This is a genomic window from Spirillospora sp. NPDC048824, assembly GCF_043198455.1.
In the GTDB taxonomy this organism is placed as follows: Bacteria; Actinomycetota; Actinomycetes; order Streptosporangiales; family Streptosporangiaceae; genus Spirillospora.
In genome coordinates, this window is sequence record NZ_JBICUS010000035.1 from 24,835 (window position 1) to 37,042 (window position 12,208).

Genomic DNA, 12,208 nt, shown 5'->3' on the forward strand with positions numbered 1-12,208 from the left:
TTCCAGCCTCCTTCGTTCTCGGACGTCGGCGCTCATCCGATGCACCGGCTTCGACCGGCCCACAGGCGGCGCCCAGGTTCTTGCTCGTTCGCGCGCGCCACGGTGGTCTCGGCCGAGACCGGGATCACACACGATGCCGCGCGCCCTTGCAAGCACTCGGGTACCGCCTGTGATCTGAGGCACTCTATTGGAAGAAGGTCTAAGAAGCGAGTACTTACATGTTGATTTGTCCGAAGCTACGATCGGCCGGTGCGAACCGAGGCGCGACGAGGCGCGATAGAGGACGTGAAACCCGAGATGGACGACGGTGTCGACCCGCTCGTCATGGGCGTCCGGGACCGCTGGGAGGGGCAGGGGCTCCTCGGCGGACCCTGGCCGTTCATGGCGATCTGCGCGGTGGGGCGGCTCAACCAGCTGCTCACGAAGGCACTGGACGTCGAGCTGAAACGGCTGGACCTCACCCGGACCGGCTACTTCCTGCTGACCACCCTGGCCCTGTCCACCCGGGGCCGGGCGCGGCTGAGCACGCTCGGCCGGGTCCTGATGATGCATCCGACGACGGTGAAGCTCACCGTCGACCAGTTGGAGGCGGCCGGGCTCGTCACCCGCACCCCGCATCCCCGTGACCGGCGCGCGACGCTCGTCGAAGTCACCGCCGCGGGACGGGAGCGGGTCAACGAGGTCGGCCTGGCGCTGGAGGCGCCCGGCGGGGCGCTGGAGCCCTTCGAGGGGATGCACCGCGACATCTTCGAGGCTCTGCAGCCGGCGCGGCTGGCGGCCGGCGACGTGGAGCTGCTGAATCCCGGCGCGGGACGGCACCGGGGGCACCGCGATGGGTGAACCGTGTGCGACCCTGTCGGCGTACTTCCTCTTCGAGGACATCGACCCCGGGCGATAGGCAGTCTTCCCCCATGCCAAAGAGTCACGGCACGCGCAGGAGCCCCGGCACCGGCAAGCGGCGGCTGCTGCGGGCGCTGACCAGCAACGTCACGATCATGATCGTCGCGATCGGCGCGATCGGCGCGGCGGTCGTCCTGGTGGACATCGACAGGTTCGTCAAGGACGGCACCAAGCCCCCGAAGATGGCCGCCGCCGGGCTGTCGACCAACGACATGCTCGCCAAGCTGACGTCCGCGTCCGACATGGACCCGGTCGCGGCCGACGCGGTCGCCGCGGCCAAGAAGCGCGCCTACGAGCAGCACCAGCGCGAGCTGAAGCGGCTCAAGGAGAAGGCCAAGCGCGAGGCGAAGGCGCGGGCGAAGCTGAAGGCCCAGCAGGAGCGGGAGCGGCTCGCCAAGTCCAACCCCAGCTCCAAGCAGAACAAGGCGTACGGCAAGAAGATGAACGCCCTCAAGGGGTGGGACCGCTGCTGGCCGTCCCTGCTGACGCTGTGGAACCACGAGAGCGGCTGGAACGAGCGGGCCGAGAACCCGTCCAGCGGCGCCTACGGCATCCCGCAGTCGCTGCCCGGCACCAAGATGGCCAGCGCCGGATCCGACTGGCGCACCAGTTCCCCGACCCAGATCGCATGGGGGCTCGGCTACATCAAGGCCCGCTACGACGACCCGTGCGGCGCGTGGTCGTTCTGGCAGTCGCACAACTGGTACTGAGCCGCCCGCTCCGAACCGCTCGTCCGGGCCCCAGAGGCGCTATATCCCGTACGGGAGCGCGTGGCCTGGCACCATGGGGGGATGCGGACGAGCAAGGCGCGGCAGGCGAACGGTGCGGGCGAGGGCGGCAACGGCAACGGCGGCGAGGGTGCGACCGGCGGCCGCCAGTGGGCGCGGGCCGACGCCACCCGGCAGTCCCTGCTGACCGCGGCGCTGGAGGTCTTCGCCGACCGCGGCTACGCCGACGCGGGCATCGCCGAGATCGTCGAGCGGTCCGGCATCAGCGTCGGCAGCCTCTACCACCACTACGGCGGCAAGGCCGGTCTGTACGTGGCGCTGTGGGAGGACCTGAGCGGCGAGCAGGAGGGGGCCGCGGCGCAGGCGGTGTCCGCCGCGCGCAAGGACGGCGAGTCCGACCCGATCGCGCTGTTCATCGCCGGCGCCCGCGCCTACCTCCTGGTGTGCTGGGAGCGGCGGGATGCGGCGCGGCTGTTCCTCGACGGCGAGGGACCGTCCGGGTCGTCGCTGATGCGCCGCAGCCGCGCCCAGCACTGGATCGCGCAGAACACCAAGCTGCTGCGCGGTTCCGCCGGCGACCCGGCGGGCCGGCCCGAGCAGGTGCTCAGCCTGGTGCTGACCACGGTGATCGGCGAGGCCGGACGGGAGATCGCCACCGCCGAGAGCCAGACCGAGGCCACGGAGATCATCGAAGAGGTGTGCCGCATCCTGATCCGGCTGGCCCACTGAACCGCGATCGGCCTGGTGGGGGGACCGGCACCGGCGGACGGGCGGTGCGCGGGTGACCTTTCGGGTCACACGGGACGCGACGGACCGTTATCCTTGACCACCGGGTTACCGGTTCCTGACGGAAAGTCGAAGGGTCCATGCCAACGTCCACCTGGTTCCGCCTCAACGTCGCCAAGCGCGAGCGGGTGCTCGAGGTGGCGATGCGCGAGTTCGGGGAGAACGGGTACTCGACGGGCAGCCTGAACACCATCGCGCGCGAGGCCGGCATCGCCAAGGGCTCCCTGTTCCAGTACTTCAGCGACAAGCTGGAGTTCTTCGCGTTCGTCTGCGACGAGACGTCCCGCCGCATCCGCGAGGAGATGGAGCGCCGCATCGAGCGGATCGACTTCGACCAGTCCTTCGACGAGTGGCTGTTCGACGTCCTGTGCGACTGGACCGAGTACATGTCGGACCATCCGCTGGAGCGCGGCGTCACCGCCGCGACGAACTTCGAGCTCGACAACAGCGTCCGCTCCGTCGTCCGCGACACCGCCAACCAGCACTACCTGCAGGTCGTCCACCCGACGCTGCAGCTCTGGCAGGCCGAGGGCGCGATCCGCGAGGACGCCGATCTCGACGTCCTCGCCACGCTGATCCTGACGATCCTGCCGTTCCTGGCGCTCGCGCCGTACTACGACGGCCTCGACCCGATCCACGACCTGCGCGGCCGTACCCCGGCCGAGCAGCGTCCGGTGATCCGGCAGCTCATCGCGGGCTTCCGCCCCATGTTCGCCCCGGGCAAGTGACCGGTGCCCGCGTCTGAAGGCGCGTTCAGAGGCGGGCGGCGCGGGCCGGCCTGACGGGCAGCCAGACGAGCCGGACGGGACGCACCCGTGCGGGCTGCGGTGGAAGCGCGCGCAGGCGTGCCGCGGTGAGCCGCTTGCCCGTGTGCAGCAGGCGCCTGCGCTGGGCCCGCGGCAGCGGAATCCGCACGGTGTAGGCGCGGCGGGCCAGCCGCAGCCGGAGCAGCAGCAGCGTCACCGCCGCCGTCATCGCGGCCAGGAAGCCCGCCTGCAGGGCGGAGAGCCGCTGCACGGTGAACATCTCGTCCTCGATCGTGCGCAGGCCGGCGACGGGCACCAGCGGCATCGGGCTCGCCGCGATCTGCGGTGAGGCGACCGGGGGCAGCGCCACCTGCGGTCCCTTCATCCCCTTGAGCGGGTTGAAGTCGGACGGGGTCAGCGGCGGGACGCCGGGCGGCAGGCTCGCCAGGCTCACCCCCGGCGGCGGGGCCCCGGTGGAGTCGGTGATGATCAGCTTGTAGCTGCGGGACACGCTCCTCGCCTTGGCCGCGGAGACGGCGGCCTTCACCGTGACGATGCCGGGTTCGGCACCGGACGGGGCGCGCACGGTCGCGATCGCCGCGGCCCCGCCGCCGCCGACGGCACCGAGGTTCTGCGTCCGCGGGCTCACCGAGGCGTCCGAGGCCGACATCCGAAGGACGGTGCTCTGCGCGGTGGCGTGCGCCGACCACACCTCGACCGTCGCGGTGACCGAACCGCCGGGACGCATCGTGGCCGACGACACCGTGAGCCCGAGAGACAGCACGGGGGTCTTGGGCTTGCTCGGAGTGCCCGGGGTCCCCGGCGGGTCGGTCGGGGCCGGCGTCGGCGTCTCCGTGGGGGTTTCGGTCGGTGTCCCGGTGGGCGTCTCCGTCGGTGTCTCCGTGGGCGTCTCAGTCGGAGTCTCGGTGGGCGTTTCCGTAGGAGTCTCGGTCGGCGTCTCCGTCGGTGTCTCAGTCGGAGTCTCGGTGGGCGTTTCCGTAGGAGTCTCGGTCGGCGTCTCCGTGGGAGTCTCGGTCGGCGTCGCGGTGGTGGTCGCGGTGGGTGCGGGGGTGGTGTCCGCGTACACCGGGTGCACGCCCGTCAGGCCGATGAGCGCCATCACGCCGAGTCCCGCCAGGAACGAACGCGCCGAACGTGAGCGCACCCTGATCGCACCTCCACCCCGTCGCACCATCCCGCGAATTGCTCTGAATTGGATGGAAGCATGCGGAGAATAGGCAATCAAGGCCGCCTGGCAATGTCATAGCCCACTGCTCATGAACGGGCGTCCCGGCATTCATCGATTATCAACGAGTGAGCCTTTTCTGCTGCCCACCGGAACGGGTCCCGGCGCCCTCCGGAAGGAGGACGCCGGGACGAAAAGGATCAGTTCATCCGACCGTCGCCGGCGCCTTCCGCGGCACGGCGCCGCAGCGACGTCGCGCGCAGCACGGCCTCGATCGCGAAACGCCCGTCGGGATCGTTCAGCCGGTCGCCCAGAATGCCTTCGAGCTGCCGCATCCGGTAGCGGACGGTCTGCGGGTGGATGTTCAGTTCCTCGGCGACCTCGGCGGCGGTGCCGCGGCTCACCAGCCACGCGCGCAGGGTGTCCATCAGCCGGTCGCGCTGCCGGATCGGGAACTCCGCCAGCTCGCTGAGATGCCGGTGCGCGAGCCGGTCGACGAGGGCCTGGTCCGACAGCAGCCACAGCGTGATGAGGTGATCGTCGCAGTCGGTCACCGGGCCGTCGCCCAGGACGCCCGCGTCCACCAGCCTGAGCGCGTGCCGCGCCCAGCGCAGCGAGTCGGCGACGCCGTCGACCGGCACCCTGGGGCCCGCGACGAGCCGCCCCTCGGGCAGCACCCGCAGCAGCGCCCGTCTCCGCTCGGCGGTCAGTCCGCCCGGTACCACCAGGAACGGCTCTTCCGCGGTGAGGTCGGCGAGCACGTCATCGTCCATGGCCGCCCGGACGTACGGGGCACCGGACGGGGCCGCGACCGCGATCATCTCCTCCGGTATCGGCCACTGCGCCCGTCCGGCGGCGTCGGACAGGACGCGGTGGGAGCCGAGGGGCCGCAGCAGCAGCTCCAGCAGTCGCCGCCGGTGCGCCTCGACCTCCCCGTCCGGCTGCGCCTCCATGTAGCCCTCGAGTGCCAGCGCGGCCAGCTCGTCGATGTAGGCGAACAGCGCGTCGGCGAGCTGCGCCATGACGTCGCTGGACAGGTGCCGGCGAGGGCCGACCTTCATGACGCGGCGCCACGCCACCTGCGCGCCGATGCGGAACGCGGCCTGCAGCGTGTCGAGCGTGCGGCCCTCCTGGGACTCGAACCTGCCGAGCCTGCGATAGGTCTCGCGGTAGCGTTCGCGCGGCGCGCGGGGGTTGGCGACCTGCTCGACGAAGTCGGTCAGGGCCCGTTCGACGCCGATCTGCAGGGCCTCGACGTACGGACCCTGCATCGGCCTGCCGTATTCGGGGATCGACCTCCGCACCTCATGAATGATCTCTTTGGAGAGAGTGGGCAGCTCCGGGCGCATCATCAACGCCAGGCGACGTGGCAGCCTCGGCCGCGGCTGCACCGCCCCCGGCGTGAGCGTCCTTGTCATCGGGACACCTCCGAGAACGCCGCCGTCACGGGTCCTGGCGTGTGACCGGGCGGGGGCACCCGGCGTCCCGGACGAACGGCTCTACTACGGAAACGCCAAGAGCGCACTGAGCGGGGACCCCTGTGCGCCCCCGACAGGCTGTGAACTGAGACACACCGAAGGTAGATCGAATACACCGCACCTCAAGGCAAATAAAAAGTAAAATCACTCACTGTTGTTAGTACAGGTACGCACCGTCCGGCGTGGTTTTACTCACCGCATTGACGGCCTCCGCACCCTGCCGCAACCGGTGCGCCCGGAGCACCGCGTCCAGTACGAAACGCGACGCCGGATCGGCCAGTTGCTCGTCAAACGTCTCGCTGAGGCGCCGCATCCGGTACCGCACCGTCTGCGGATGCACGCGCAGCCGCCGGGCGGTTTCGACCGCGTTTCCCTGTGCCTCCAGCCACGCACCGAGGGTTTCGGTCATGCGAGATCGCTGGGTCCGGCTCATCCCCGTCAGCGCCCCCAATTGGCGCCGCGAGAGCTGGTCGAGCAGCGCCTCGTCCGACAGCAGCCACAGCTCCAGCAGATGCCGTTCGCACATCGTCGGACCGGCGTCCTCCAGAACGCCGGCCTCGACGAGCGCCAGCGCCCGCCGCGCCCACCGCAGCGAATGGGCCGCCTCCGCCAGCGGGACGGTCAGCCCCACCGCGGACCGGCGTTCGGGCAGCGCGTTGACCAGCATCTGCCTGCGCGCCGTGTCGAACGGGCCGGGCACCAGCAGATGGGGTTCGGCGTCGCCGAGGTCGGCGAGGACGTCCTCGTCCAGCGCCGCCCGGACGCACCGCGCCCCGGCGGGCAGCGCGACCAGCGTCGCCTCCTCCGGCAGCGGCCAGCCCGCGGTCTCCGCCGCCTCCGCCAGCGCGCCGCCCGGCGCGCCGGAACGCAGCGCCATCCGCAGCAGCCGCCGGTGCTCCCCCGCCAGCTCGTCCGCCGACCGCGACCGCGCCTCCAGATACCCCTGCACCGACAGCGAGGCCAGCTCGTCGATGTAGGAGAACAGCGCGTCGGCGAGCTGCGTCATCACCCCCGACGGCAGCCGCCGCCGCTGCGCCACGTCGGCGACCCGCCGCCACGCGACCTGGACCCCGACCCGGTACGCGGCCTGCAGCGCGTCCAGGCTGCGCCCCTCGTACGCCGCGCTGCGCCCGAGTTCCCGGCACAGCTCGTCGCGGTGCTCGTGGGTGTCGCCCATCCCCGTCACCTGGTCGACGAACGCGGCCATGACCTGCTCCACGCTGGCCCGGATGGTCGGCTGCCGCACCTTCCCGCCCTGCCGCGCGTCCTCGGGCACCGAACGCCTGACCTCACCGATGATCTCTTCGGCGAGGGACGGCAGCTCGGCACTCAAAATGGCGATCACCTGTGGCGGGACCGGCCCCGGACGCCCTCGCCCAGCGAGGGTCCCCGTCATCGTCCATCCTCCTTCGCGCCGATAGAGGAACGATGCAAAGAAACGTAACCCAGCCGCGTCCACCGCGCACCATTCCTGAGAAACTTTCACAGTCTGTACGGGCTTATCCACGCGTTCATTACGGAGTAATCTGCGCCAACACGGCCCCGCCCACCACACTCACGCTCACTTGGCGAGCAAATGGCCGTCCACGTCAATCACCGGACGATAAACTCGACGCCCGGCCCGCACCCAGATCGTTACCGCCCGGGACATGCCGCACGGCGTTCAGGACCGGCGGAGAGCCGACGCCACCCGCACCACGAACGGGGACATCGCCGAACATCTACCTCAATGCCCCACGTAACGACTTTCGCTCTCCGTGGTGACATGAACACGGATAGCGTCCACCTCGTGCCTTCCGTCGAACACGAGGTACCGCTCGACCTGTTCCGGAACCAGCCCGCGCTGGCCCCGGAACTCCTTCAGGCGGTGTCCGGAATCAAGCCCCCCGAGTACGAACAGATATCACTGGGATCGGAGACGCTCACCGACTGCAACCCGACCGAATACCGATGCGACTCGACCGTCCTGCTCGGTGACCCCAAGCGCCCGGATCTCGCGATCGTCGTCGAGGTCCAGCTCAAACCGGACCGGCGCAAGCGCTTCAGCTGGCCCGTCTATCTGTCCACGCTCCGGGCCCGCCGCGAGTGCCCGGTGACGTTGCTGGTGCTGTGCCCGGACGAGAACACCACCGCATGGTGCCGTGAACCGATCGAGAGCGGGCATCAAGGCTGGGTGCTGCGCCCCTGGGTGCTGAACCTCACCGAAGCACCCGCCGTCACCGACCTGGAGAAGGCCCGGTCCCTGCCGGAACTGGCGATCCTGAGTACCGTCGCGCACGCCGACGGCCCGGACCAGAGGGCCATCCTGACGGCCTTCGCCGAAGCCCTGGAGGTCACGGACCGTGACAGGGGCGAGCTGTACCATGACTACGTGCGGTCGCAGCTCTCCGCCGCCGCACGACACTGCTTGGAGGAGATCATGCAGGCCGGCGTCTACGAGTGGAAGAGCGACTTCGCCCTCAAGCACATCGCCGAGGGCCGGGCCGAGGGCCGGGCCGAGGGCGAAGCCAAGGGCAGGGTCGAGGGAGAGATCGAGCTGCTCCTCATCGTCCTTGAGTCGCGCGGCTTCACCATCGACGACGACGTCAGGGAACGCATCAGCTCCTGCCAAAACCTCGAACAGATCCACGCCTGGGCCCGCCACGCGGTGACCGCCGAGTCGCTCCACGAGATCTTCACCTGACGGGCAACTGGCCTCGTACGCGAAGGCGAACGAGGCCGGCCATCGCAGTGACCGGGTGAGTCCGATGACGGCTGGGATCCGCGCCGCGACATCGTCGGCTCCGGGCGCGGTCTCAGTCCGACCGGGGCCGCGCCCTCAGCCGTTCGAGGGCGGCGAAGGCCACCGCCGCCGCCAGGAGCAGGGCGGTGTAGACCCAGAGGTGACCGGGCTCGCGGAACAGATCGTCACCGGTCCCGCGCCTTTCGGGTCCCTGCCAGTGCGCGAGCAGGCTGCAGCCGCCGGTGACCGTCGCGAACACCAGCGGCCCCAGCACGACGGGCAGCCGCCCGTCCCTGGCGAGCCACACCCCGAGCGAACCGATCGCGGCGGTGCCGGCGGCGGCGAGGAGGGCGAGCATCAGCACGGTCGTCTCGTCCGGACGTATCACCATCGTCACCGCAAGCGCCGCACCGCACAGCCCGCACGCGCCCACGGCCGTCCAGCGCCGCCAGGACGGGAACGCGGCGGCCGCCCCTGCCGCCACTCCGACCGCGATCCAGAACCACATGCCGATGGGTTCGGCCGATTGGATCAGCGCATCCGTCGGACCGGAGATCCCGACGACGACCGCCGACGCGACAGCCGTCCCGGCGAACGCCCGGCGACCCGCGATGAGGGCCGCCACGAGACCCGCCGCCAGCAGCAGTGCGGAGGCGGCCACGTCGAACTCGTCGTCGCCGATGAAGGCGGCCGGGACGAACACCGCGGCGGCGACCGCCCCCACGAGCGCCGTGCCGCGCCCCATCGCGGGCTCGGCACGCGACGACGGCGCCGCCAGCTCGGGCCGCCCGTCGTAGCGGCGGTACAGCATCATCACCAGCAGCGCCCCACCGACGGCGGCGAGCAGCATCCCGTCATGCAGGAGGCTCTGGACGCCGGACGCAGAGACGCCGGGGCGGAGCAGCATCAGTTCCACGATCCGCACGTCGGTGGACGCGCCGAACACCTGGGCGCCCAGACCCGCGCCGACCAGCACCGCCCCCACGCCCGCCGCCCCGATGTGGACGAGCCGGAGCCCCGCGCCCAGCGTCCCCAGCAGCGCCAACTGCGCCCCTGCCGTGACGGACCCGTAGATGAGCCAGTCCCTGTCCCCGGCCGTTTCCTGCGGCCACCTGGGGTGAATAGGTTCCGGCGGCGACATGAGGTCCACGAATTCTCCCGGGATCGTCAGCACGACGCCCATGACCAGCAGCCACGGCCAGGCTCGACGCGGCGACCACCACAGCGCCGCGATCCCGGCGACGGTCACCCCCGCGATCACGGCGGCCGCCTCGACCGACACCAGGCCGGGATGGATGCGGAACACGTCGGCGAACCCGGCCGCGCGACCGACCTCGCTCCCGATGCCGCTTCCGATGTCGCTCCCGCTCTCGTGCCCGGGCGACGCAGCGACGACCACCGTCCCGAGCGTGCCGACCGCGCACAGCAGAACCGCCCCGATCACCCAGGGCCGGCTCGGCTCGAACGCCGTCTTCGCAGGCGCTGCGGAACTCTTCATGCTGCCCACCCGCATTTCGTGACACTTTGGGGGGTGACCGGACGTCGACGGCATGTATCGCCTTCACGGGAGAAGTTTGGAAGCTTCTCCGTGGTCCGGCATCGGGTCACCGTCCCTCGCCGGGCAGTCGCAGAACGGTCAACGTACGCAGGCTAACCCGCCCGGTCATTCCCGCACCAAATCACTGCCGGGAAACGGACGTACATTATTATTGGCTGATAGAATCAAAGACCACGCCGGCCCTTCAATTGTCAACGAGTGATGGCGGTGTCCGGTTGGTTGACGACCTGGCCATCGCGTGTTCGGATCGCTTCGATCTGCCGCATGGAATGCGAACGCGTTTCGCACGCCAATGACCACTCCCGGTGAGGAGGACTCGCCGTGCACCAGCGCTGCCTCATTGTCATGGACAGCCTCGCCATCTTCGATGCGGCTTCGTTGTTGCAAGCCCCTGATGCCCCAGCCGCGGCCCCGGGAGCCAGGGCCGACTCCCCCGACAGCGGTAAGTGCCATCAATCGAAATGGTCGCATCCCGCGCTTCCCCGGAAGGACGGCGGAGACCCCTACGACGATCGCCGACGCGACGACGGTACCGACCGCCGCGCGGAGCCCCGCCAGGGCCGCCGCCGCCAGGCCCACCGCCAGCAGCAGCCAGCATGCGGTGACGCTGAACCCGCCCTTGACCGTGTCCAGGTGGGCGGCCGGGACGAACACCAGGGTCGCCGCCGCGCCGGCGGACGCCGTGCGGGCCCCCATCCGGGGCTCGGCGCCGGACGGCCCGGCCAGTTCGGGGCGTCCGTCATAGCGATGGTGAAGGGCCAGCGCCAGAAGCGCCCCGCCGACCGCGGTGGTCAGCAGCGCGAAATGGCATATGACCTGGACGGCCTCCGCGAAATCGATCGGGAAACCGCCGGGCCGCACGATCGCGATGTGCACGATCCACACATCGGTGGACGCGCCGAAGACCTGAGCGCCCAGTCCCGTCCCGATCAGCACCGCTCCTGCGCCCGGCGCACCGATATGGACGAACCGGACCCCGGCGGCCAGCGTCCCCAGCAACACCAACTGCGCCCCGGCTGTGACCGAACCGAAGTAGAACCAGGCCCCATCGCTGAACAACTCTCCATGCTGCTCTCCAGCATTCGTGGCGGCAGAACTGTGAGCGGGTGTCAGGGGCTCGTGATCGTCTGGACAGGAGTTACGTGAAGGTTCGCATAGACCGGCATCGGGTCACCGACCTTGATCACCGTTGGATCGCAACCGCTCGCGGCCGTGACCTCCATATTGCCACCGGCAAGCGTGAGCGCGGCGGAGCCGAAGCCATTGCTGTAGGAGGCATCGATGGTTCCCGGCGCGCTCCCCGGTCCCGTCACCGTCGCGGTGCACAGGAAGCCGTACTGCAGCGACAGGCTCACATCGCTGACGTTGCCGACGGCCACGCCGCTCTGATAGCTCACGGCATTGAACGACCAGGGGAGGTTTCCAGGGGAGACGGATACGGAGTTCACCCCATCGCTACACGGACCCGAGCCGTTTACGGACGTGATCGTAAGCAGCCCGTTGCCGGGCAGGCCGGTTCCCGAGATGAACGACCCCGAGAGTCCCCAGCTCGGGCAGGAGAAGGGGCCGATCGAGATCGGGCCGCCGAGGCTCGCCGGTCCACCTGGCGTCACCGTCCAAGACGTGAACTTCGCCGCCGCGGCGTTCACCGGGAGCAGCGCGTACACGGAGGCAGCCGCCAATGCGACCGCTCCCAGTACCCCTCGGCGTGCAGAGAAACGTCGCACGGCCGCCGCTGTGGTCCCGAGGACCGTGCTCTCCTTGTAGCGCATGGCAGGCTCCCTTCCACGCTGTGCTTCGCTTCGTTGCGACCGGGGGCGAGTGCCCCGCCGAGCAAGATGTCGGCGCCCGCTGAGTCGATGGCCCTTCTTCGAGAGGACCGGATATCGCGCTACCTCCTTTGTGACACGTCGGCCGTTTCCTTCCTGTGGGGTGTCAGGTGATGGGGTAGACCGCGATCCCCTGGTCGTACTTGCTCTTGGGTGGCTCTTACGTTCGCGTTCGGAGGAAGTGTCGTGCCCGCGGGGTCGCCGCGGGCACGGACCGGTCGGGCAGGCTCCAGGTCAGAGCTGGGTGTAGTTCTTCGAGACGATGTACTCGTTCT

12 protein-coding genes are annotated in these 12,208 nt (G+C 70.0%); 6 read left to right on the top strand and 6 right to left on the bottom strand.

Going from position 1 to position 12,208, the window contains the following annotated elements; all coding sequences use genetic code 11:
• Positions 1 to 249 precede the first annotated feature (249 nt).
• The 4 genes from ACGFIS_RS36280 to ACGFIS_RS36295 all read left to right on the top strand — a co-directional run bounded on the left by ACGFIS_RS36280 (position 250) and on the right by ACGFIS_RS36295 (position 3,142).
• A complete protein-coding gene (locus tag ACGFIS_RS36280; RefSeq protein ID WP_392908642.1) occupies positions 250 to 840 on the top strand; it encodes a MarR family winged helix-turn-helix transcriptional regulator in 591 nt (196 codons plus the stop codon).
• A gap of 71 nt (positions 841 to 911) precedes the next feature.
• Positions 912 to 1,610, top strand: coding sequence for a lytic transglycosylase domain-containing protein (locus ACGFIS_RS36285; protein ID WP_392908640.1), 699 nt, complete (start codon positions 912 to 914; stop codon positions 1,608 to 1,610).
• An 81-nt stretch (positions 1,611 to 1,691) separates the two neighbouring features.
• Entirely contained in the window at positions 1,692 to 2,357 is a 666-nt protein-coding gene (locus ACGFIS_RS36290; protein ID WP_392973886.1) for a TetR/AcrR family transcriptional regulator, read from the top strand.
• A gap of 137 nt (positions 2,358 to 2,494) precedes the next feature.
• The gene (locus tag ACGFIS_RS36295) at positions 2,495 to 3,142 is read left to right on the top strand and encodes a TetR/AcrR family transcriptional regulator (protein WP_392908636.1); all 648 of its coding nucleotides are present in this window, start codon (positions 2,495 to 2,497) and stop codon (positions 3,140 to 3,142) included.
• A 25-nt stretch (positions 3,143 to 3,167) separates the two neighbouring features.
• Here ACGFIS_RS36295 and ACGFIS_RS36300 read toward each other — a convergent pair whose 3' ends face one another.
• A complete protein-coding gene (locus ACGFIS_RS36300) occupies positions 3,168 to 3,908 on the bottom strand; it encodes a hypothetical protein (RefSeq protein WP_392908634.1) in 741 nt (246 codons plus the stop codon).
• Between the two features lies 1 nt (position 3,909).
• Between ACGFIS_RS36300 and ACGFIS_RS36305 the strand changes: the two genes are divergently transcribed.
• Positions 3,910 to 4,398, top strand: coding sequence for a hypothetical protein (locus ACGFIS_RS36305; protein WP_392908632.1), 489 nt, complete (start codon positions 3,910 to 3,912; stop codon positions 4,396 to 4,398).
• Positions 4,399 to 4,546: 148 nt separating this feature from the next.
• Here ACGFIS_RS36305 and ACGFIS_RS36310 read toward each other — a convergent pair whose 3' ends face one another.
• On the bottom strand, positions 4,547 to 5,764 hold the full coding sequence (locus ACGFIS_RS36310; RefSeq protein WP_392908630.1) for a helix-turn-helix domain-containing protein: 1,218 nt from the start codon (positions 5,762 to 5,764) through the stop codon (positions 4,547 to 4,549).
• A gap of 217 nt (positions 5,765 to 5,981) precedes the next feature.
• Positions 5,982 to 7,157, bottom strand: a complete 1,176-nt coding sequence (locus ACGFIS_RS36315) for a helix-turn-helix domain-containing protein (protein ID WP_392973887.1) — start codon at positions 7,155 to 7,157, stop codon at positions 5,982 to 5,984.
• A 456-nt stretch (positions 7,158 to 7,613) separates the two neighbouring features.
• Between ACGFIS_RS36315 and ACGFIS_RS36320 the strand changes: the two genes are divergently transcribed.
• Positions 7,614 to 8,507 carry a hypothetical protein gene (locus ACGFIS_RS36320; RefSeq protein ID WP_392908626.1) on the top strand — a complete coding sequence of 298 codons (894 nt, stop codon included), beginning with the start codon at positions 7,614 to 7,616 and terminating at the stop codon, positions 8,505 to 8,507.
• 112 nt (positions 8,508 to 8,619) lie between these two features.
• On the opposite strand, the gene ACGFIS_RS36325 is transcribed toward ACGFIS_RS36320, so the two are convergent.
• The 3 genes from ACGFIS_RS36325 to ACGFIS_RS36335 all read right to left on the bottom strand — a co-directional run bounded on the left by ACGFIS_RS36325 (position 8,620) and on the right by ACGFIS_RS36335 (position 11,876).
• Positions 8,620 to 10,044 carry a hypothetical protein gene (locus ACGFIS_RS36325; protein ID WP_392973888.1) on the bottom strand — a complete coding sequence of 475 codons (1,425 nt, stop codon included), beginning with the start codon at positions 10,042 to 10,044 and terminating at the stop codon, positions 8,620 to 8,622.
• Positions 10,045 to 10,209: 165 nt separating this feature from the next.
• Entirely contained in the window at positions 10,210 to 11,163 is a 954-nt protein-coding gene (locus tag ACGFIS_RS36330; RefSeq protein WP_392973889.1) for a hypothetical protein, read from the bottom strand.
• Positions 11,164 to 11,213: 50 nt separating this feature from the next.
• The gene (locus tag ACGFIS_RS36335; protein ID WP_392973890.1) at positions 11,214 to 11,876 is read right to left on the bottom strand and encodes a hypothetical protein; all 663 of its coding nucleotides are present in this window, start codon (positions 11,874 to 11,876) and stop codon (positions 11,214 to 11,216) included.
• Positions 11,877 to 12,208 lie beyond the last annotated feature (332 nt).